This window comes from Pseudomonas sp. LBUM1656 (assembly GCF_059716065.1).
This window is the reverse complement of the sequence record NZ_CP166800.1, coordinates 3,826,039-3,848,218: the sequence shown is the minus strand read 5'-3', so window position 1 is coordinate 3,848,218 and position 22,180 is coordinate 3,826,039. Positions and strand designations below refer to the sequence as shown.

The window sequence follows — 22,180 nt, the reverse complement described above, 5'->3', positions numbered from 1 at the left end:
ACGTTATCGCGCCAATTGCTCCACCAGTTCAGGCGTCACGTAGTGCGGCCCGTCGAACAGGTACAGCGGGTAACCGTCATAGGCCGCCAATTGCGGCTTGAGCTCGGCGACGGTCGCGGAGCGGAATCCACCACCGAAGTTGGGCCGGAAGGCTTCGACGATGATGCGCACCCGGTCTTTGCCCAGGCGCTGGCGCAAGGCGTCGGCGTAGGTCCTGGCGACCGGTGCGGTGCGGGCGTAGACACCGACGCCGTCCTGGAAGAACACGCCAATGTCACTCGGCAGCCACTGCTTGAGCCATTCGGCTGTGGCGACGGGGCCGATGTTGGCGCCGTCATAGACGCTGATCCATAGCGGTCGCGGTAACTTGGCGAGCAGGGCGGGCAGTTCCTTGGCGCGGGTCCAGCTGGGGTCGACTTCGGCGGGGAAATACCAGCCGGTGACGTGCAAGGGCGTCGGCAATTTGGCGATGCGTTCCGAGACCGCCGCCAGTTGCTCGATGTTGTCCCGTGAGCGGTTTTCGCTGAAATAGCCGGCCAGTCCGAGGATGACGTCTTGCGCCCAAGGGGCCTTGGCGATGCGTGCCCAATCGGGCAGGACCGGTACGCTGGGCAGGCCGGTACCGGCAACGAATGCCTGATCGTCGACGACGGTCCACTGCACCAGCAGCTCACGGGCCCCCAGTTTTTCCCAGTGGCCGTTGATGCCGACGGTCTTGTTGTCCGGCTGCCAGACGATGCCGACGATCCCTGGGGTCTGGGCCTTTTTGTCCGTCACGTAAAGCACGCCGGTCCCGGTGCCGAGAATGACGGCAAACAACAGACCCACAACGGTCGCACGACTGGCGGTGTAACCAAGAATGTTCACGGAAGGGCCTTGTTGATGCGCTGATGCCATTGGCTCAGTGAGGTGACGCCTTTGGCGTTCCAGTGGGCGGCGGCATCGGGGCCTAAGTGGAATTGGCCCTCGTTGAATTGCCAGACGATCACTTGTGGCTTGTGTTGGGCGAAATCCGCAGACTCCAGGTATTGCAGCAGCGTAGCCCACGGGCCGACATCGCCAGGATTCCACGTCAGTGCGACGGGACGGTCCAGGGCATTGGAAAGCTTTTGCGTAAAGCCCAGGTAAGGCTGGACGAAGCTGTTGCCGATCACCTGAACCGGCGCCGGTGCGTCATCGATCAGCAAGTCGTTTTGTGCCTGATGGCGAACGGTGTAGATGTCGCGGCCAATCGACTTACGCTTGATGGCCGGCAGAAAATTGCTCGCCAGATCACCGAACGCGCGTCGGTCGAACCACTCGCCCAGCGCCGCGCCACCGCCGGGTTCGCCTTGCAGACGGTAACGCTCGGTAATCAGTTGCGCCGTGGCGTCGGCGCTGTTTTCCGCGCTCCAGGCTGTCCAGTGGTAGTCGGCGCGGTAAAACGCGGTCTGTTTGCCCTGTTCGGTGCGTTGCAGGACGGGCTTGATGTTCAGCGTGGTCAGGCCTGCCTGGGTCAGGTCGCTCTGCAAGTGCTCGTAACGCTGCATCACGGCCGGGCTCAAGGACTGATTGGCGGGCAGGCGCGCGGCATAAAACGGCGCCTTCATTGGCACCACCAATATGACCAGCCCGATGTGTTCGGCTTGCAGTTGCTGCTGGAGCTGTTTCACCAGCGCAATGTTGCGGGCCGTGCCGGCGTTATCGACCTTGCTCAAGCTTTCCCAGGCCGGGAACAGCCAGCCACCTTCGCCAGTGATGACCGCCGAGGCCGCTTGAACGCCGGTGCCCGACAGGCTCAACAACAGACCGGCGATCATGGCCGGGATCGGCAAGCGAGATTTCAATGGAAAGATCATGGCGCGGTCTGGTCGACAAGGCCGATCAGGCGTGGAGCCTGGCGGGAGCCGACCAGGAACAGGCTGTAACGATCGCCGGCCTTGAAGGGCGCCAGCTTGAACGGCAGGCTGTTGTTCTGCTCGCAATTGGCAACCAGCGTCGCCTGCACCGGATTGATCGTGCGCTGGGCCTGGCCGTTGAACGGCACCTGATTGAACACAGGGGCATGGTTAGCCAGTTTGACCCCGGCCTTTTCGCAACCGTTGGCCAGGTTGTAGATATTGAGTTCGGCGCGCAGGTCTTTGCCGCGCAGCGGTGGATCGATGATCAGGCGGGGTGTCCGTGCCGGGTCGCTGTCGAGTATCAGTGTGACCCATGCACCTTTCGATGTGCTCAGGCCCTGTATCTCGCGACCGTTGACGGTCACTTGCAGCGGCTGTCGCGAGTCCACGACCTGAAAAGGACTGGCCACTGTGGCCTGGGCGGAAAGGGCGAAATTCGCGCCCTGGCCCACCTGGACCTGCATGGCGGTGTCGGAGGGATTGACCACCCGCACCCAGGCGGAACCCTCGGGCAGTTTTGGCGCGTACAGCTGGGCAATTTCAGGGGCGGCGTTTGCCCACGTCGGGATCAGGCCAAGTCCCAGCCACAAACAGAATCGAATGTTCATGCAAGTCCTCAGTAGGAATAAGTCAGGCGACCGAAGACACCTTGGGCGCGATCATCGCCCAGCACCTTGACGCGGTACTGCAGGGAGAAGTCGACATAGGAACGGGGCGCGTTGTAGGCATCTTCGCGGAACCAGTAGCGGACGTTGTTGCCGACGCCGATGCCGCCAGCCTTGCCGGACGATGAATCCGATTTGCCGTCGGAGTCGGTCCCGCTGTTCATCTTCGAGTCGTAATCGAACGCGGCCACCACGTGGGGGAACGTCACCCAGCGCGAGCCTGCGCCGCCGATGGCGTAGCTGCGGCCGACCTGCCATTCGCTGTTGAAATAGTCCCGCGAGTCGTTGACGTAATGTCCTGCCTCGGCGAACAACTGCGAGGTCCACCAGCTGGAGGCATCGACCCGCAGATCGGTCCCGACGCTTGCGCCATAGCCCAGGCGCAGCAGCCAGTCACCGTCGACGTCCGATGATCCCAAGGGGAAAGTGCGCTCGACGGCGGCCATCACGTTCAGCGACGTGAAGGGTTTGACCCGCACACCCACGGCGCCTTGCAGCGCATCGAAACCGGTGTCCGAATCGCTGTTTTTGCTCCACAGCGTGTCAGTGACGCGTCCGTAGAGTTCAACAAACCGCGCGTTGCGGTAGCCCAAAGGACGCCAGGACAACTCGGTGCTGTTTTGCAGGCTGTCATTGCTACTACTGCCGCCGCTCGGGGCTGAACTCAAGCCGCTGCTGGTACTGTTGCCGCGATAACTGGTGGTGTTGGTCAACCCCCAGGTGCGCGACACATCGGCCACGGCGCGACGGGTGTCGAACAGCTGCTGCGCAGGCATGTCCAGTTCACCGGCAGTGTTGGCGTCGATGACGCGCTTGAAGTAGCTGACGGCTTGCTCGTCCTCGCTGACCCGCATGGCGTTGTAGGCCGCATCCTGAGTGGCTGTCGGCGTGAGTCGGGTGTCGGCGTCGGCCTTGCGGAACGACGCGTGGGCGCCGTCATCGTCGCCGGCCTGGACCGACAAGTAAGCGATTTGCAGGTCGCTCATCGACTCCAGTTCGCCGGTGTCCCGCGCTTGTTGCAGCCGTTCGCGAGCGGTTCGGCGCTGGCCGATGGCGCTATACAAACTGGCTTCTTCGTAAGCGGGCAGGTTGCCCAGCGCCAAGGCCTGGGTAAAGTCCTTGCGCGCCCCGGCATCGTCACCCGCTTGCTGGCGCAGACGGCCACGTTGGGCCAGCAGCCGAGCGTCATCGCCGGTGAGCTTGAGGCCCTCATTGGCTGCCGTGATGGCTTCCGGCATTCGTTTCTGGTCACTCAGGGCGCTGACGAGCAGGCGCCGGTACGCCGGATTCTGAGGCGCACGGGCAATGGCTTCATTTGCCAGGACGACCGCCGAGGCGGGGTCCTTGCTGGCGAGGGCCGCGTAGGCCTGGCCGGCCTTGTCGGTTCCGCCGTCGCGCTGGTTGCCCGGCCAGATATCGCAGACCAGGCCGAAGGCCGTTTCCTGACAGTTCAACGCCGGTGCCGGAAACTGGGCGACAGCGTTCGAGCCGTTGTTTTTCTGTCGCAGCGCCATTCTGGCGGCCGTGCGTCGGCGGGCCACTTCGCCGCCTTCATCGTCGGTCAAAGGTTGCAACTGGTCGAGCGCCCGCTGAGGCTCGCCATGGGCCAGCGCAGCGTCGGCGGCGAAGAAACGGATGTCGCGGGTTTCCGCTTCCAGCAGACCATCGATGGCCAAGGCGTGCTTCAGATCCGCTTCGGCCGCTGCTGTTTTGCCCTGACGATCCAGGGCGTAGCTGCGCAGAATCCACGGTGCGATTTCGCCATCGTCCTGCGCCAGTGCGCCGGACGCGGCCAGCTCGGCCCCTCGGTAATCCTTGGCCGCGAGCAGGGCGCTGATCAGCAGTTGCTGATTGGCGCCGATCTCCGGCGCCCAGGCGACGGCTTTTCGGGCCTGATCCACGGCCAACGGCACTTGGCCTTGCTCCAGGGCGCGATAACCCTCGACCGCCAGCGGCGCCGCCAATTGCCGACGAATCGCTTCGCGGCGCATCAGCAACGTATCGTCGTCCGGGAACACGGCCAGTGCCTGGGTGGTGGCCTGATCTGCTTCCTGCAAATGCTGTTGGCGCTGTAACGACTCGATCAGCAGCAGTCGATAATCCATGCGCTTGGGTGCTTGAGCGATGGCTTTGCGTGACGCCTGTGCCGCTGCGCTGAAATCATCGCGATCATAGGCTTTGAACGCCTGGGCGGCGGCGCCGAAACCGGGCGCCTGACGCGACTGCGGGTAGCGTTTGGGATGATCGCGCAGGTCCTTGTCCCTTTGAGCCAGCACGATCAGCGTATTCAAACGGGTGATGTCGGCGCGCTGACGCAACGCTTCACGAGCCTTGGCGATGGCCAGGTCGTAGTCTTTGCGCTCGTAGGCGCTGTAGGCCTCGTTGGCGGTGACGTAGGCCGGGCCGGTCAGCGGCAATGGCAGCGTCTCGGCATGCGCCAGCGCCGGTATCAGGCTCAGCCCCGTGGCCATGAGGGTCAACAAGGGGCGGTTCATGTCGCAAGCTCCGCAGGGTAGTGGCTGTGCTGACGGGCCACGGCCTTTTCGATGGTGGCGCGGGGCAGCACGCCGCTGTCGACCAGATAGTCGCCGATGCGTCCGTGACGCTGCGGGCGGTACTGCAACATGGTGCGGTTGAACACATCGCGATCCAGCAGACCCATTTCAATCAACAGATCACCCAGCAGTGGCGCGCGGGCGTCCGGTACGGACTGGCCTTCGCGCACGTTCAACAGGCGCAACTGCGCGACGATTTCGCTTTCCCGGGCAATCAGCTGCACCGGTTCGCTGCCCAGCACTTCGCTGACTTGTTGCAGGCCTTCGGCCGGCAACGGACTGGCCACGGCCAGTTGTGCTCGGCCGTCGGCATTCAAACCCACCGGCACCACACGCCAGCGCAGCGCGAACTCATCGTCCAGGGTCAGGGTCGACGCCTGTGCCTTGTGGGCCACATCGAACACCCGCGGCAGGTCGTTCTGGAAAGCGATGGCTTCGGCCAGCGTCTCGTCGTCCAGCCAGCCATTGCTGAGCAAGATCCGCCCCAAGGGCATGTGCCGGGTTTTCTGTTCGGCGAGGGCGCTTTGCAGGTCGGTTTCGTTGATCGCCTGCCAGGACAGCAACACGCTGCCCAGCTTGCGCGGTGCGGCAGCGACCAGATCGGTGGAGGGGAAGTCGTGCATGGTCTTGTCCCACACCAGTTTGCGATTCATCACCTTGCCGACCAGGAACATGCGCCAGGCCCGTGACGCGGCCATGAAGTTGACGAAGTTGCCCACCACCATGCGCGGGATCGACAGCAAACCGTGCTGCCAGCCGTACAGCACGGTGGTGAAATAACAGCGATGGGCGATGCGCCAGGCCAGCGCGATACCGTTGGCCAGCAGCAGGTAGTAGATGAATCCGTTGGTTTCGAACGGCGTCGGGAAACTCACGTCCCACAGGCCACTCTGGCGCAGGATGATCAGGCCCAGCAGCTGCACCAGAATCACGTAGGCGATGATGCTGACGAACGCCGTCACTACGCCTTTGCGGTCACGAAACAGCAAATAGCGGTTGGCCAGCGAGCCGTTCCAGCCCATTTGCTCCCAGCCTTGCAGGCCGATGCCCAGTGTCCAGCGGGCTTTCTGGCGAAACGCCGTGCGAAAGGTATCGGGAAAGAATTCGCGCACGCACAACGGCATCTTCAGGGTCGATTCGTAAGGCTTGCGAAACCAGGATTTGCGCAGCACGCGAAACTGCACCGGGAAACGCACAAAGATCGCGTTCATGCCGACCTTGGCCAGGCGTGCGCCAACGTCGTAGTCCTCGGTGAGGCTGTCGGTGTTGAACGGCTGGTTCTGGGTTTCCCCGGCCAGTACGCGCAGGGCTCGGTGGGAGAAACAGGTGCCGACCCCGGCAGACGGTACCGTGTCAGTCATGCTTTCACGCACCACCAGATCCTTGCCATGCCATTCGGCAAATTCGTCCATGTAGGTGCCGGCCACCCATTCGTACCAGTTGCGCTCCAGCGACACCACGGGCAACTGGATCATGTCCTTGCGCGGCAGCAAGTAGTTGAACAGACGCAATTCCATTGGGTGCAGCACGTCTTCGCTGTCGTGCAACACCACGCCAGCAAAGGTCATGCCGTGGGTTTTCTCGTGCAGGAAGATCGCCTGGATCACCCAATTCAGGCAGTCGGCCTTGCAGGTCGGCCCGGCATGCGGGACTTCCACGCGATGCAGCTGCTTGTAGCGCCGACGCATGCGTTCGACTTCATCGATGGTGCGCTGGTCGTTGATGTAGGTGCCGACGAAAACCACATAGTTCTGGTAATCGAGGGTCGACACCATGTTCTCGATCATCGGCGCGATGACGTCATATTCCAGCCAGGCCGGGACCATGATTGCCAGCGGCTGTTCATCCCGGGCCATCAGCTGCTCGGCGGTCAGCGGCCGGTATTTTCGGTCCGCAGTGAACTTGCGAAACAGGCGGCGAGACCAGTACCACAGGTCGATGAACAGGTCATCCAGGCTGGAGATCAGGATCAGCACCGCGACCACGATGGTCGAGAACTCCAGGAAGCTGTAGTAGTGGGCCAGCCAATAGGGCCAATAAAGCGACGTCATCGAAGGGTTCCGTTACTGGCGATTGCGACGGGCGTTACGGCCAGCCAGCAACAGGATGAGGACCAACAGGATGCCACCCGGAATCAGCCACAACAGCGACGGCGTACGCCAGGCGTCCAGGCCCTTGGGTTCTTCGTTGTCGATCAATTGGCTGCCGTTTGGATCCTGGGTGTCGAAGGTGGTCAGTGCACCGTTGTCACCGAGGATGGCCACGTCGCCGCGGGTCAGCAGAATCTGTTTGGCGAAGCGTGGTGCGTCACTGCCCAGGGCGCGATAGACCAGGCCGTGCTGGCCGCCGGCATCCACCACTTGCAACGTGGCCAGGTGGTTGAGGGGATGCACGTCAAGCAATACTTGATCCTTGTGATTGATGCGCAGGCGCCCTTGCTCATCGACTTGCACCGACTCCTTGCTGTCCTTGATCGGCAGCTCGAAGGCGAGGAAGGCCTTGTCCAGCGTGACCGAGGCTTTCGGGTCGGTGACGACCTTCAGTTGCGCCCGCAGCGGCGAGACACCCGCAGCGTCAGCAACCGAAATCACCTGCGGCAAGCTGCTTGCCGGGTGCTCGAGGTAAGCCCGCGGCACGAGGATTTGCGTGTCTTCGGCAAAGCGCGCGGCCATGCCGGAGAAGTCATTACCCAAGGCGGTTTTTTCCAGCACGATGTGGCTGGTCGGCAGCACCGACACCGGGAAGGCTTGCGGCGTTTCCAGGCAGCGATCACTCACTGGCTGACGCTGGAACGATACGCGCAGCACGTTGGTCGCGCCCACGGCGTAACGCGGGATGCGCGCTTCGATGCGTTGCTTTTCACCATTGGCCACCAGCTGCTGCGCGCCAATCAGGTAATCATTGAGAAACAGCGAGGCCACCGGCGCAGTGTCCGAAGCGCCGGGTGCCGCAGACACGTCGACCACAGCCTTCACCGGCAAGCGACCGTCGTAGGCCACGCTGCCCAGAGGGAACGACGTGCTCCAGTCGGACTTGGCCAGCACGTCGATAGCGCCGGAATTGCCGCCCAGGCGTGACAGGGCGACACGGCCGTCGGTGCTCAAGGGCATCTGCGCTTCGCTGATGGTCAATTGGCGGCTGCGTGCCAGTTTGTTCCAGGCGGTGCTGAACAAGGCCAGCGCCTTGCCGGTGGCATGCGGCGCGATCATCAGGACCGGACGCGTGCCCACCAGGGCCAGGCGCACATTGTCTGTGCCCTCGGCGGCAAGGCCGGCATTGATATGTTTCTCACGCCATTGCGTGAACGCGTTGGCCGCCGTGGCATCGAGGCCCTGGATCTGGCTTTGCAGCGCGTCGAGGGATTCATTGACCGCTTGCAGCAGTTGCGGGTCGTTGACCGCCAGATCCGCCTGGACGTTCGGCGTCTGGCCCAATACCAGCAATGCGCCGATTTCCGCCGGGTTCGCCAACGTGTGCGGACCTTTGCCGTTGAGGCTGGCGAACGCTGGAATACCTTGCAGTTCGGCCGGAATGCGCAGGCCGCTCAGGTCAACGCTGTCTTGTACGGCAGGGAAGGGCAGGATTTGACTGCGCTTGCCAATCCGCTCCAGTGCCACGCCCAGACGCCACGCCGAATCGTAGCTTTCAGCGGATAAGGTGCCGGGTGCGACCATGATCCCCGGTTTGCCTGGTAACGCTGTCCACGCTGCACCGACGTCCCGTAGCTGACTGGCGTCGTAGCTGTAAGTCAGGCGGGTATCCGGTTCGATGCGCAAGACGTTGCCGATGGCGCGTTCGTCTTCGCACAGTACACGGGACACGATCGACGACCAGGCGATGCCCAGGCGCACCGAGCCGCTGTCCCGGGCTTTCTTGTCCACGCCCAGCGTGGCGCTGGCGTCACCCTGAGGTTCGCTGAGGCCTTCGGCGCGCACCGGATAACCGTCCAGCGACAGCAGCAGCGTGTTGCGGCCGCCTTCGCCATTCAGGTAACTGGCGTCGAAATTCAACGTGGCATCCGTCAGCGGTACGCCCGCCGGCACCGGCAGATACAGTTCGCGGCGGGCATCGGTGGAACCGAGGATGATCGGTGCGTCGATCCCCAGATCGCTCAAGCGCACCTCACGCTCTTGTCGGGTGTCGGCGTTGAGCCGGTTGATCGCCTGGGTGAGCGGGCTGTCCGCGGCCAAGGCAAAGGTCGGCATGAGCGCGAGCAGGCTCACGCCACAGGCAAGGGCGCTGAGCGCACCCGTATGGATGGCAACGGAAGACTTCATTCAGGTAGATCTCGAGCTGATAAGGGGAGGAGCGGTTTGGTTTATCGAGAGGTAAAAGCCGGGTACTGCTTCTCGGGCACAGACTGCGCTGACGGGTAGTGCAGGAACTTGGGCAAGGGCTGGCCGGCGACGATGAAATCATCCACCGGGCGGCCCATCAGGGCATCGACGATGCGCGCACTGGCCTTGCCATCGCCGTAAGGGTTGGCCGCCTGGGAGCAACGACGCCACAGCAGATCGTCATCGAACAGTGCATTGACGCCGGCGATGATCGAGTCCGGTGAGGTGCCGACCAGGCGCACAGTGCCCGCCGCGACAGCTTCCGGGCGCTCGGTCACGTCCCGCATGACCAGTACCGGCTTGCCCAGAGACGGCGCTTCTTCCTGCACGCCACCGGAATCGGTGAGGATCACATGGGCCCGTTGCATCAGGCGCACGAAGGCCAGGTAGTCCAGCGGCTGGATGAGGTGCACGTTGGGCAGATCGCCCAGGTGCTCGGTGACCGGGCCCATGACGTTCGGGTTCAGGTGCACCGGATAAACGATCTGGATATCCGTGCGCCGGGCCAGATGGCTCAGGGCCTTGCAGATATCCAGGAAGCCTTCGCCGAAATTTTCCCGACGATGCCCGGTCACCAGCAGCACCTTGCGGCCGGCCTGCAGGAACGAGAACTGTTGGTCCAGGCTGGCACGCAGGCCGGCGTCCTGCTCGATGCGCCGTGCGGTCATCTGCAACGCGTCGATCACCGTGTTGCCGGTGACGAAGGTGCGACCCTGCAGGCGTTCGTCGAGCAGGTTCTGGCGCGACTCATGGGTCGGCGCAAACAGCATGTCCGAACCCAGGTCGATGCAGCGTCGGTTCATCTCTTCCGGCCACGGGCTGTAGATATCACCGGTGCGCAGCCCGGCTTCTACATGGCCGACCGGGATGCGTCGATGGAACGCCGCCATCGCGGCGACCATGGCCGAGGTGGTGTCGCCATGCACCAGCACCCGGTCCGGGCAGGTCATTTCAAGCACCGGGTCGATCGCACCGTAAAGCGCCGCCGTCAGGGAGTTGAGCGTTTGGTGCGGCGTCATGACGTCGAGGGTGTAATCGGCCTTGAGGTCGAACAGATCCAGCACCTGTTTCAACATGCTTTGATGTTGGCCGGTAATGCAAATCTGCGAATCAATGCCGGGTTCCGCAGCGAGGGCTTTGACCAACGGCGCCATCTTGATGGCTTCCGGGCGGGTACCGAAGATCGAAAGGATTTTAATCCTTGAATGATGGCGAGCGATGATGCCTTCCTCGCGCAGTTCGAGTGCGCAGCACAATGCAGGCCCAAGTTTTATTGAGACTTGGGCAGGCTGTGTTATCTGAATTTTGATTAATACCGGGAGATCAGCGTGGGCGCTGATGATCACTTCATGTGAGAGGGTGTATCGCCTGTAAACCCGGAAGCGGCGGGATTATTAGCATCGAAGAGCAATGTTTTAAAGAGTTATATGAGGTTATTTATTTAATAAATTAGTTTGAAACTTTTGTAATTATGGTCTGTCTTTTTAGGGTTTTGTGTTTTTCCAGGGGTTTTGTTTTGGTTGTTATTCGCATCTTAAATTGTTGATTTTAAAAGGTTTTATTATTCTGTGTCCGTTCGTCGGTATGGATGAATTATTGATTGGTTATAACGGTCGCGATCGATGGTATTAACGGTGTGGTTTTTTGAAGTGTCAGCCACTTAAATGACGCCTGAATAATGTCACGATACACTGGATATTCTTTTTGAACTAATAAAGTTTCTTGTAAAGGTACTGTCGCGTAATAGTAGTGGGCAGAGTGTTCTATCGTGAAATGTAAACTCTGCCGACGTACCTGGCTGCTCATAGTGGCCAACTGTCGCGCACCCATTCATGTCGTAAGTGTGAGTGTCTGGCTCGTCGCCTCCAGGCTACTCAGCAGCCATTCGATGAAGCTTCGCGCCAATGGATTGTTCTCGCTGTCGCGGTGGGTCAGCAAGGCCCAGTTCGGACCGCGAATGGTGTCCTCCACCAAGGGTTGCAGCAGTCCGCTGTCCCGCGCTGGTCGACTCAGCAATTGGCTGACCAGCGCGATGCCGAGCCCCGCGCACGCCGCGTCCAGCAGCAGGCCGGGGTCGGAGAAATTCAGCCCCTGATCTTTCTGGCCGACATCAATGCCAGCCTCCACGGCCCAGTGACTCCAATCCATTTCCCGTTCGCCGTGAAGGGTGGTGCGCTGCTCGACGGGCACCGCCAACAGGTCCGGGTGGCAGGCCGGGTAGAGGCGGTCGGCGTGCAGCACCTTGAAGCTGCACTCAGCCTGGGAGCTGATGTCGTCGCGCACCGCGAGGTCGATGGTTTGGGTGGTCATGTCCGGGACTTCATCGGTGCTGAAAATCCACAGGTCGACTTCCGGATGCTGCCGACGAAAATCCCCCAGGCGTGGCAACAACCAATGACGGGCGAAAGTCGGTGTGGTGTTGAGCACGAGTTGATTGGGCTTCTGGTATTGCCCGAGGCGGCGAATGCCGACCGCCAGTTGCTGCAATAACGCCTGGGTTGTGCTCAGCAAATCATGCCCGGCATCAGTCAGGCTGACGCTGCGTCCACTGCGAAAAAACAACGGCTGCTCAAGGTACGCCTCAAGCGTGCGGATCTGCTGGCTGATGGCCGACTGGGTCAGGTGCAACTCGTCGGCAGCCTTGTGAAAGCTACCGAGGCGGGCAGCGGCTTCAAAGCCTCGAAGGGTGCTGAGCGGAGGCCAGTGCTTGAGCATATTGATAAGTTCCTCTAATCACTTTTCTACAAAATCCATCGTTTGTTGGCCTTGTTTTACGGCCGTAGCATGCATGCCAAGACCGCGAAGGCAGTTTTCATTGAACACAATGACTTAACTCAAGGGTGCTTGTCATGCAGCAGAACGAATGTCAAAACAGTGGCTGGTGGATGCCGGCGGAATGGGTGAAACACGCCGCGACCTGGATGGTCTGGCCGCACAACCAGGCACTCTGGGAATCGGGCTGGCGTGTCACCTTGCCATTGGTGCAGGAAGATTTCGCCCGGGTGGCCAACGCTATCGCCCGCTTCGAACCGGTGAAAATGGTGGTTGACCCGTCGGCTGTCGCGAGTGCCCAAGCATTGTGCGGACCCAACATCGAACTGATCGAGTTGGCCGTGAATGACAGCTGGTGCAGGGACTCCGGCCCGAGCTTCGTTTGCCATCCGCAACACGGCCTGGCCGGTGTGAGCTGGCGCTTCAACGCCTGGGGTGGCAAGTCGCTGCATAACCTGGACGAAAGCCTGGCGCGTCGCGCACTCAATCGCCTCGGCGTGCCGTGTTTCGGCACCCCGTTGAGTAACGAAGGCGGTGCGATTCATGTCGACGGCGAGGGCACGCTGATCACCACCGAGTCAGTGTTGCTCAACCCCAATCGCAACCCGGGCATGACCAAGGCCGAGATCGAGGAGATTTTCACCCGTCTGCTCGGCGTGAAAAAAACCATCTGGCTGCCGGGTGATCCTGACTACGTGACCGGTGACATGACTGACGGCCACGTCGATGGCGTCTGTGCCTTTGCGCGCCCCGGCGTGTTGCTGGTAGACGCCACCCACGACAAGCAGTCGGTGTATGCCGAGGTTGCACGGGAAAACCGTCGCGCGCTGGAACTGGCCACCGATGCCCGCGGGCGCAAGTTCGAGCTGATCGAGCTTTATGAAGCCACCGAGGCCGTGGACACCGAAGCCGAAGTGTTCTGCGCCTCGTACACCAATTTCTACATCGCCAACAACGCGATCATCATGCCGGCCTATGGCATCGACGCCGACAACGCGGCGGCCGAAGTATTGGCTCAGGCGTTCCCGGGACGCGAGGTGGTGCCTGTGCGGATCAATCACCTGGCCCATGGCGGCGGCGGGGTGCATTGCATTACCCAGCAACAGCCTGCCTGGCCAGTGCAGGGGTGATGCCATGACTCAGTTGACGATTGCCACCACCCAGATGCCGTGCACCTGGGACCTGCCGAAGAACCTCGATCAGGCCGAGCAGTTAGTTCGTGAGGCGGCGGCGAAAGGCGCCCAGGTCATCCTGCTGCAGGAGCTGTTTGCCACGCCGTATTTCTGCATCGAGCAAAGCCATAAACATTTGGAATTGGCCGAAGAATATCGATACAGCGGTGTACTTAAACGCTTTGCCGCGTTGGCCAAGGAATTGGGCGTCGTGCTGCCACTGAGCTGGTTCGAAAAGGCCGGCAATGCCTACTTCAATTCCCTGAGCGTGGCCGATGCCGACGGGCGCTTGCTGGGGGTGTACCGCAAGACCCACATCCCCAACGCCATCGGTTACCAGGAGAAGGAATACTTCAGCCCCGGCGACACTGGTTTCCGTGTCTGGGACACGGCGTTCGGGCGCCTCGGTGTAGGCATCTGTTGGGATCAGTGGTTCCCCGAGACTGCACGCTGCCTGGCGTTAATGGGCGCCGAAGTCTTGCTGTTTCCCACCGCCATCGGTTCTGAACCGGGCTGCGAAACCCTGGATTCCCGTGACCATTGGCAGATGACCATGCGCGGGCATGCCGCCGCAAACATCCTGCCGGTGATGGCAGCCAATCGCGTCGGCCGTGAAGTGGCGACCACCGATCCGGACTTGCAGATGAGTTTTTACGGCTCGTCGTTTATCAGCAACCACAAGGGCAAGTTGCTCGCCGAGGTCGACCGTGACAGCACCGGCGTGCTGGTGCACAGCCTGGACCTGGCCGCCATCCGCGAAGAACGCCTGAGCTGGGGCATCTACCGCGACCGTCGCCCGGACATGTACGGGGCGTTATTGAGTCAGGACGGTCGTCACCCTCATGCACGCTGGAACACTCAAGGAGTCTGACATGCGCATTCCCCACAAGCTGTTGCTCGGTGCCTTGGGATTGGCGATCGCCTCGTCGTCGCTGCATGCCGAAGAGAAAACCCTGAGGCTGTACAACTGGGCCGATTACTTTGCCGAAGACACGTTGGCCAAATTCACCGCCGAAACCGGGATCAAGGTGATTTACGACGTCATGGATGGCAGCGAAACGCTGGAAGCCAAAATGCTGGCCGGCAACAGCGGTTATGACCTGATTTTCCCCGGCGACACCGTCGCTGAACGCTTGATGCGCGCCGGCAGTCTGTTGCCGCTGGATCGCTCAAAACTCACCGCTGTTGACGACATCGAACCCGGTTTGCAGAAGCTGCGCCGGCAGTACGAAACGTCGAGCAAAGCCACCGTCCCTTACACCTGGGGCACCATCGGCGTGACCTACAATGATGAGCAGATCAAACAGCGTTCGCCGGACGCCCCGGTCAACAGCCTCGACATGCTGTTCAAACCGGAACTGGCCGGAAAATTTGCCGACTGCGGCATCTCGATGATCGACTCGCCGGACGAAGTGCTGGCAGTGGTGCTCAATTATCTGGGGCGTGAGCCACGCAGCGCCAAGCCTGAAGACCTGGCGGCAGCGAGTGATTTGTTGATGAAACTGCGACCGTACATTCGCAAGTTCCAGTCGCAACCGGTGACCGATCTGGTAAACGGCAACCTGTGCCTGTCCCTCGGTTACAGCGGCGACATGACCCAGGCACAACGGACCTCGGACAGTGCCGGCAAACACACCCGGTTCGAGTACCGCGTTCCCCGCGAAGGCACGACGGTGTGGATGGACACCATGGCGATTCCAGTGGACGCCAAACACCCGGAGTACGCCTACGCCTTCATTAACTTCGTCATGCGCCCGCAGAACATGGCGGCCATCAGCAACTTCACCGGCTACCCGACTTCCAACGCCAAGGCCCGGCCGGACGTCGATGCGACGATGCGCAACAACCCGGATATCTACCTCGATGAAGCCACGTATGCGCGGCTGATTCCGGGCAAGGACATTCCCCAATCCGACATGCGCGCGCGGATGCGCACCTGGACCAAGTTCAAGACGGCCACTGCAAAATGAGTGCTTCACACAAGGATCCACACATGCCGACGCGTCGGGATTTCATCAAACAAGTCTCGGTCATTGCCGGCCTCGGCGCCGCGGCCTCCATCGGCTTCAGCTTTGCACCCGTGCACGCGGCGAGCCAAGGCCACTGGCGCATGCCGGATGAGGGCGACCGACACGAGCGCGCCTTCATCGCGTTCGGTGCACAAAAAGCCATCTGGGAAGATTTCACGCCTCATGTGCAAGTGACCATGGGTTTGATCGCCCGCACCATCGCCCGTTACGAACCGGTCACCGTGTTCTGCCGCCAGCGCGAACGGAGCCTGGCCGAACAACACTGCGGTACGAGCAACATCACCTACGTCACCACCGAACTCGACGACATCTGGATGCGCGATATCGGCGCCAATTTCGTCATCGACGGCGAAGGCGGGCTCGGCGCGGTGGATTTCAACTTCAATGGCTGGGGCAACAAGCAGCAACATGACAAGGATGCGCAACTGGCCGCATTGGTGGCTGAGGCTGCGGATGCCCGTTACCTGCGCAGCGAACTGGTGGGCGAGGGCGGTGGCATCGAAGTGGATGGCCACGGCACGGGGATCATGACCGAAAGCAGCTGGATCAACCGCAACCGCAACCCCGACTGGAGCAAAGCCGAGGTTGAAGAGGAACTGAAAGACCGTTTGGGTTTGCGCAAAATCATCTGGCTGCCGGGCATCAAAGGCAAAGACATCACCGATGCTCATGTCGATTTTTACGCGCGTTTCGTCAAGCCCGGCGTGGTGATCGCCAATCTCGACAACGACCCCGATTCATACGACCGGAAAGTCACGTTGGCGCATTTGGACATTCTCAAAAACGCCACCGATGCCGACGGCCGCAAGCTGCAGGTGCATACCCTGTCGCCACCGCTCAATCCGCGCAAAAGCCAGTTCAACCGCGGCAACCCGGACTTTGCAGCGGGTTACATCAACTACTTCCTGGTGAATGGCGCGGTCATTGCGCCCGAGTTTGGTGACAAGGTGGCGGATGGGAAAGCGTTCGAGCTGTTGTCGCAGCTGTACCCGGAGCGGGAGGTGGTGCAGCTGAATATCGACGCCGTCGCGGCGGGTGGCGGGGGGATTCACTGTGTGACCAGTCATCAGCCGGTGGCTTGATCGGGAGGGAGGCGAAAGGCCTTCGCCGACTCTCTCGGAGCGTCACACCTTGAGTAAACGTTTCACCTCGTCCAGCGCAGGCGCATAGGCCCCGGCATGGCGGCAGGATATCGACGCGCATGCTGCTGAAAACTGCAGACGCTCCCTTGGCCCGGCCATTCCCAGCAAGTCCGCCGCCAGCCAACCGGCCATGCAAGCGTCGCCTGCCCCCACCGTATCCGCGACGTCCACCGCAATCGCGGGCTGCTCGTAAACATTGTCCGGGGTGTGCAGAACCATGCCTTGCTCACCACGGGTGAACAGGATCTGCGCGTGCGGATTAAGCGCGCGCAGCTCATCCATGGCCCGGCTTTCGGTGAGCCCTGGATAGAGTTGCTGAAGGTCTTCGTCCGACAGCTTGATCAGGTCGGCGAGGGCGGTCATCGTCGGGAAGGTCTGCGTTCGATAATGGCTGTCCATCAAGTTGCGCCAGTTCGGATCGAAGCTGATCCGTTTTCCTGCCTCTTTAGCTCGCTTGGCCAGATTGACTAACTGGTCTGCCAGCGGCTGGCGGACCAGGCTGATGCAGCTGAAATGGCAGATTTCAGCGTGCGTGACCCAGCCGTCCGGCAGCCGCTGCGCATCGAAAAACAGATCGGCGTCGCCGGCAAAAAAGTACCGTGGTGGACGGCTCGAAGGGACGATGGCCACCAGCGGATCGCGGTCTGCACGTTGTAGAAACCGTAGGTCCAGACCTGCCGTAGCCGATTGCCGGACGATTTCATCGCCCAGTGAATCCGTGCTCACCGAGCCTGCGAACGCGGTGTTGACGCCCAGGCGACTCAGCGCTCGGGCGACGTTCCATGGCGCACCGCCCGGATAACCCGCCCACTGCCCGGGAAGGCCCTGGACAAGGTCGGTCAGGGCTTCGCCAAATACGACTGCGCGAGGCAATACCATCGTCATTTCCTCTTTATTGTTGATCTTGCTGAGTGACCCGCGTCGCTCATTCAATGGGCTTTGGTGAACGGCAGGGAGGAGTGCGGACCGTTGCGATTGAACAGGGTCATCGCCGTACCGCGACGGTATTCGCTCGGGGTCTGGTCCATTTCGATACGGAAGTGCCGGTTGAAGTTGGACAGGTTTTCATAGCCCACTTCAAAACAGATGTCCGCCACTGACATCTCGGTTTGCAGCAGTAGCCGGCAGGCGCGCTGAACCCTGAGCTTGCGCATCAGATCGATGAAGCCGTGACCGGTCACTCGCTTGAAGAAACGCGAGAAACCGGGCTCGCTCATGTCCAGGCGCTGGGCAATCACTGATAGGCGAATGTCGCCTGTGAGCTCGGTCAACAGGTAGTCAAAGGCCTTGTGGATGCGCTCGGAGGCGCGGGCGTCCAAGGTCGGCGCGTAGCAGGCGCTGGCGAGCAAATGGACGTCCTGCGACGGCGCTTTCATCAGCGCATTGATCAGTTGCAGAAACAGGATCAGGCGTTCGAGCCCTTGTGCCGGACCAATGTCTTCCAGCAGCTGTGCGGCCCGCGCAGCCGTTGCGCCGGTGAACTCCAGGCCTCGGCGCGCACGTTCAAACAAGTGCTGAAGTTCGCTCAGTTCGGGCATCGTGCCGCGCAAGGCCAGAATCGCCGCGCCGTCGAATTGCAGCACTACGTCGCGTCCGGCCAGGAACTCACCGGGCGCCAGATCGCCTATCCAGTCATGGGGCAGGTCAGGGCCTATCAGCGCGACATGACCGGCGCCGAATGCGCCGATGTAATCGCCCGCAACCAGCTTGCCGCTGCCTTGGCGGATCAGGTGGATTTCGAATTCCGGGTGGTGGTTCCAGCGAGCCAGGGAGTAGGGGTAGTCGTGTTCATACCAGCGAAAACAATGATCGGGCTCGGGAAGGATGACCTCCAGTTCGGCGGGGCGCTGTTCAAACAGCGCTGCTCGGCTATCAGGCATGGCAGGTCTCTTTCTTTGTTATTTGTTGTTCGTATGCAAGCAACATACGCCTTCATGCCCGGCGCTTGCTAGCTCAGGGATTGCCTGGCACTGATACTTTTTTGATCGGCGGGCTGTTTCGCTGCGGTGGTTAAAAAAGTATCGGTTTGCCGTCCTCTGTGCGTTTGTCCCGGGTTTTCCAAGCTGTTGTAATCAAGCCGTCCACCATGGCTGCGCAGTTGTATTTGCCCAGCAGTGGTTAACAACAAAAATAATAGCTCCCGTCGTCCAAGGCGCGGAGCGGAGAGCACTACGATGAACATCCCGAAAGCGCTTGTCCTTTCCGCCGGCCTGTCCTTTGCCCTCGTCAGTCACGCTGCCGAAACGGTCACCATTGCCACTGTGAACAACGGCGACATGATCCGGATGCAGCGGCTCTCCAAGATTTTTGAACAGCAGCACCCTGATGTGAAACTCAACTGGGTGGTGCTGGAAGAAAACGTCCTGCGTCAGCGTCTGACCACTGATATTGCGACTCAGGGTGGCCAATTCGACGTGCTGACAATTGGTACCTATGAAACGCCGCTGTGGGGCGCCAAGCATTGGCTTGAACCGATCACGGCGCTGCCGCCGGCCTACGATCTGGAAGATATCTTCCCGTCGGTACGCCAAGGCCTGTCGGTCGACAACACGCTTTATGCCTTGCCTTTCTACGGCGAAAGCACGATCACCTATTACCGCACCGACCTGTTCAAGGGCGCCGGGTTGACCATGCCGGAGCATCCGACCTGGACCCAGCTCGGCGAGTTTGCCTCCAGGCTGAACGAACCTGATAAAGGGCAGTACGGCATGTGCCTGCGGGGCAAGGCAGGGTGGGGCGAGAACATCGCGTTGTTGAGCACCATGGCCAACGCCTTTGGTGCCCGCTGGTTCGATGAAAAGTGGCAGCCTGAACTTGCCAGCCCGGAGTGGACGGCTGCGGCGCATTTCTACGTGGATACCTTGAAGAAGTACGGGCCGCCCGGCGTATCAAGCAATGGCTTCAACGAGACCCTCGCGCTGTTCAACAGCGGCAAGTGCGCGATCTGGGTGGATGCGAGCGTTGCGGGATCTTTCACGACGGACAAGGAGCAGAGCAAAGTCGTCGACAGCGTGGGCTTTGCCCCGGCACCGACGGAGGTGACCGACAAGGGGTCTTCGTGGCTGTACGCGTGGTCGCTGGCGATACCGGCCACCTCCAAGCATAAAGAGACTGCCAAGGCGTTCATCACGTGGGCTACGTCGAAAGAATACATTCAGCTGGTCGCTGAAAAAGACGGCATCGCCAACGTACCGCCAGGCACGCGTCAATCCACGTACAACGAGGCCTACTTGCAAGCGGCGCCTTTCGCGCAGGTGACTTTGCAGATGATGCAACACGCCGACCCTGCACACCCCTCGATCAAGCCGGTTCCTTACGTCGGCATCCAGTACGTGACCATTCCCGAGTTCCAGGCGATAGGCACCTCCGTGGGGAAACTGTTTTCCGCTGCGCTGACGGGGCAGATGTCGGTCGATCAAGCACTCGCCGCTGCACAGACCTCCACCGAACGCGAGATGAAGCGCGCCGGTTATCCCAAGTAGCTAACGGCGCGGTGGGTGCAACGGTCCTGGCTTGTCTTGATACCGGGTTGCCGCCATCGCGGGCAAGCCACGCTCCCACAGGTACGACGACATCATTGTGGGAGCGGGCTTGCTCGCGAAGAGGCCGGGACATCCGATGCCTCTTCAGCGACTGGAACACCGCTTTCGCGAGCAAGCCCGCTCCCACAGTGGATCTTCACAGGTCTGCATGAATCGGTTAAATGCCATGAATATTTCAACTGCCAAAGCTCACATGGACATCCCCCAGCCGGTGCGTAAAAGCCGGCTGGCCAATCCCGGCTGGTTTCTGGTCAGCCCCTCGGTAGCGCTGTTGCTGCTGTGGATGATTGTGCCGCTGGGCATGACCGTTTACTTCTCGATGATCCGCTACAACCTGCTGTACCCCGGCGAAAACCAATTTGTCGGGCTGGAGAACTTCACGTACTTCCTGACTGACTCCGGGTTCATGCCCGGCGCCACCAACACCCTGTTGCTGGTCGGCAGCGTGCTGCTGATCAGCGTGGTGCTGGGCGTGCTGATCAGCGCCTTGCTGGAGGCCAGTGAGTTTCTCGGTCGCGGCATCGTCCGGGTAATGCTGATCTCGCCGTTTTTCATCATGCCCACCGTCGGCGCGCTGATCTGGAAGAACCTGATTTTCCACCCGGTCTCGGGGATTCTCGCCTACGTCTGGAAACTGTTCGGCGCGCAACCGGTGGACTGGCTGGCGCATTACCCGCTGCTGTCGATCATCATCATCGTGTCCTGGCAATGGCTGCCCTTCGCGATCCTGATCCTGATGACCGCCATGCAGTCCCTCGACCAGGAACAGAAAGAAGCCGCGCGCCTCGATGGTGCCGGGCCGATCGCGATTTTCTGGCACCTGACCCTGCCGCACCTTGCCCGGCCAATTGCGGTGGTGGTGATGATCGAAACCATCTTCCTGCTGTCGGTGTTCGCCGAAATCTTCACCACCACCAACGGTGGTCCCGGCTATGCCTCGACCAACCTCGCGTACCTGATCTACAACCAGGCGCTGGTGCAGTTCGACGTCGGCATGGCGTCCGCCGGCGGCCTGATCGCGGTGGTGATCGCCAACATCGCGGCCATCGTGCTGGTGCGCATGATCGGCAAAAACCTGACCGACAAGACCTGAGGCCTGCGCCATGACCCTTCAACAATCCCGCCGCCTGCAAAGCCTGCTGCTCGGCACCCTGGCCTGGGCCATCGCGATCCTGATCTTCTTCCCGATCTTCTGGATGGTGCTGACCAGTTTCAAAACCGAAATCGATGCGTTCGCCACGCCGCCGCAATTCATCTTCACGCCGACGCTGGAGAACTACCTGCACATCAACGAGCGCAGCGACTACTTCAGCTTCGCCTGGAACTCGGTGGTGATTTCCTTCAGCGCCACGGCCCTGTGCCTGCTGATCGCGGTGCCGGCGGCCTACTCGATGGCGTTCTACGAGACCCAGCGCACCAAAGGCACGCTGCTGTGGATGCTCTCGACCAAAATGCTGCCGCCGGTGGGCGTGCTGATGCCGATCTACCTGCTGGCCAAGAGTTTCGGCCTGCTCGACACACGTATCGCACTGATCGTGATCTACACCCTGATCAACCTGCCGATCGTGGTCTGGATGATTTACACCTACTTCAAGGACATCCCCAAAGACATCCTCGAAGCCGCACGCCTCGACGGCGCCACGCTGTGGCAGGAAATGGTCCGGGTGCTGCTGCCGATCGCCAAGGGCGGACTGGCTTCCACCGTTTTGCTGTCGCTGATCCTGTGCTGGAACGAGGCGTTCTGGTCGCTGAACCTGACCTCATCGAAAGCCGCACCACTGACCGCGTTGATCGCCTCCTACTCAAGTCCCGAAGGCCTGTTCTGGGCCAAGTTGTCGGCGGTGTCGACGCTGGCCTGTGCGCCGATCCTGATCTTCGGCTGGATCAGCCAGAAACAACTGGTCCGCGGCCTGTCGTTCGGCGCCGTGAAATGAAGATCGCCAACCCAACGCGATCCCCTGTGGGAGCGGGCTTGCTCGCGAAAGCGGCGGGTCAGCTTGCATTGATGTTGTATGTGCCGACGTCTTCGTCGGAATGCCGCCCAGAGCAAGCCCGCTCCCACAAAAGCCCGCCCGGCTCAACTGA

17 protein-coding genes are annotated in these 22,180 nt (G+C 61.1%); 7 read left to right on the top strand and 10 right to left on the bottom strand.

Annotated elements, in window-relative coordinates; genetic code table 11:
- Positions 1–3: 3 nt before the first annotated feature.
- From ACA072_RS17435 to ACA072_RS17400, 8 genes are all read right to left on the bottom strand, one after another.
- Positions 4–867, bottom strand: a complete 864-nt coding sequence (locus ACA072_RS17435; protein ID WP_497619352.1) for an alpha-amylase family protein — start codon at positions 865–867, stop codon at positions 4–6.
- Positions 864–1,838, bottom strand: a complete 975-nt coding sequence (locus ACA072_RS17430) for an alginate O-acetyltransferase AlgX-related protein (RefSeq protein ID WP_497619350.1) — start codon at positions 1,836–1,838, stop codon at positions 864–866. The genes ACA072_RS17435 and ACA072_RS17430 overlap by 4 nt, the downstream gene beginning before the upstream one ends.
- Positions 1,835–2,488, bottom strand: a complete 654-nt coding sequence (locus tag ACA072_RS17425; RefSeq protein WP_497619349.1) for an alginate O-acetyltransferase AlgF — start codon at positions 2,486–2,488, stop codon at positions 1,835–1,837. Before ACA072_RS17425 ends, ACA072_RS17430 begins: the two co-directional genes overlap by 4 nt.
- A gap of 8 nt (positions 2,489–2,496) precedes the next feature.
- Positions 2,497–5,040 carry a bacteriophage N4 adsorption protein A gene (locus ACA072_RS17420; protein WP_497619348.1) on the bottom strand — a complete coding sequence of 848 codons (2,544 nt, stop codon included), beginning with the start codon at positions 5,038–5,040 and terminating at the stop codon, positions 2,497–2,499.
- Positions 5,037–7,151: a glycosyl transferase family protein gene (locus tag ACA072_RS17415; RefSeq protein WP_497619347.1), complete on the bottom strand. Its 2,115-nt coding sequence runs from the start codon at positions 7,149–7,151 to the stop codon at positions 5,037–5,039. Before ACA072_RS17415 ends, ACA072_RS17420 begins: the two co-directional genes overlap by 4 nt.
- A gap of 12 nt (positions 7,152–7,163) precedes the next feature.
- Positions 7,164–9,377, bottom strand: a complete 2,214-nt coding sequence (locus tag ACA072_RS17410; RefSeq protein WP_497619345.1) for a hypothetical protein — start codon at positions 9,375–9,377, stop codon at positions 7,164–7,166.
- Positions 9,378–9,418: 41 nt separating this feature from the next.
- The gene (wecB, locus tag ACA072_RS17405) at positions 9,419–10,657 is read right to left on the bottom strand and encodes a non-hydrolyzing UDP-N-acetylglucosamine 2-epimerase (protein WP_497625008.1); all 1,239 of its coding nucleotides are present in this window, start codon (positions 10,655–10,657) and stop codon (positions 9,419–9,421) included.
- A gap of 610 nt (positions 10,658–11,267) precedes the next feature.
- Complete coding sequence (locus ACA072_RS17400; protein WP_497619343.1) at positions 11,268–12,152, bottom strand: LysR substrate-binding domain-containing protein; 885 nt, start codon at positions 12,150–12,152, stop codon at positions 11,268–11,270.
- Between the two features lie 134 nt (positions 12,153–12,286).
- Here ACA072_RS17400 and ACA072_RS17395 point away from each other — a divergent pair, with 134 nt between their 5' ends.
- From ACA072_RS17395 to ACA072_RS17380, 4 genes are read left to right on the top strand one after another with little or no spacing between them, the layout of a single operon-like run.
- Positions 12,287–13,339, top strand: coding sequence for an agmatine deiminase family protein (locus ACA072_RS17395; protein WP_497619341.1), 1,053 nt, complete (start codon positions 12,287–12,289; stop codon positions 13,337–13,339).
- A gap of 4 nt (positions 13,340–13,343) precedes the next feature.
- Positions 13,344–14,252 (top strand): N-carbamoylputrescine amidase, encoded by a 909-nt coding sequence (aguB, locus tag ACA072_RS17390; protein ID WP_497619339.1) that lies wholly within the window; start codon positions 13,344–13,346, stop codon positions 14,250–14,252.
- Position 14,253: 1 nt separating this feature from the next.
- Positions 14,254–15,351 (top strand): extracellular solute-binding protein, encoded by a 1,098-nt coding sequence (locus ACA072_RS17385; protein ID WP_497619337.1) that lies wholly within the window; start codon positions 14,254–14,256, stop codon positions 15,349–15,351.
- A 23-nt stretch (positions 15,352–15,374) separates the two neighbouring features.
- Positions 15,375–16,493: an agmatine deiminase family protein gene (locus ACA072_RS17380; protein ID WP_497619335.1), complete on the top strand. Its 1,119-nt coding sequence runs from the start codon at positions 15,375–15,377 to the stop codon at positions 16,491–16,493.
- A 42-nt stretch (positions 16,494–16,535) separates the two neighbouring features.
- Here the strand turns inward: ACA072_RS17380 and ACA072_RS17375 are convergent, their stop codons facing one another.
- Together ACA072_RS17375 and ACA072_RS17370 are read right to left on the bottom strand one after the other, a co-directional pair.
- Positions 16,536–17,432 carry a carbohydrate kinase family protein gene (locus ACA072_RS17375; protein WP_497625007.1) on the bottom strand — a complete coding sequence of 299 codons (897 nt, stop codon included), beginning with the start codon at positions 17,430–17,432 and terminating at the stop codon, positions 16,536–16,538.
- Between the two features lie 50 nt (positions 17,433–17,482).
- Positions 17,483–18,433, bottom strand: a complete 951-nt coding sequence (locus tag ACA072_RS17370; protein WP_497619333.1) for a cupin domain-containing protein — start codon at positions 18,431–18,433, stop codon at positions 17,483–17,485.
- 294 nt (positions 18,434–18,727) lie between these two features.
- Between ACA072_RS17370 and ACA072_RS17365 the strand changes: the two genes are divergently transcribed.
- The 3 genes from ACA072_RS17365 (at position 18,728) to ACA072_RS17355 (ending at position 22,029) form a co-directional block, all read left to right on the top strand.
- Complete coding sequence (locus ACA072_RS17365) at positions 18,728–20,035, top strand: ABC transporter substrate-binding protein (protein WP_497619331.1); 1,308 nt, start codon at positions 18,728–18,730, stop codon at positions 20,033–20,035.
- A 226-nt stretch (positions 20,036–20,261) separates the two neighbouring features.
- Positions 20,262–21,188 (top strand): carbohydrate ABC transporter permease, encoded by a 927-nt coding sequence (locus ACA072_RS17360; RefSeq protein ID WP_497619329.1) that lies wholly within the window; start codon positions 20,262–20,264, stop codon positions 21,186–21,188.
- A 10-nt stretch (positions 21,189–21,198) separates the two neighbouring features.
- Positions 21,199–22,029, top strand: a complete 831-nt coding sequence (locus ACA072_RS17355; protein WP_007936731.1) for a carbohydrate ABC transporter permease — start codon at positions 21,199–21,201, stop codon at positions 22,027–22,029.
- Positions 22,030–22,180: the final 151 nt, after the last annotated feature.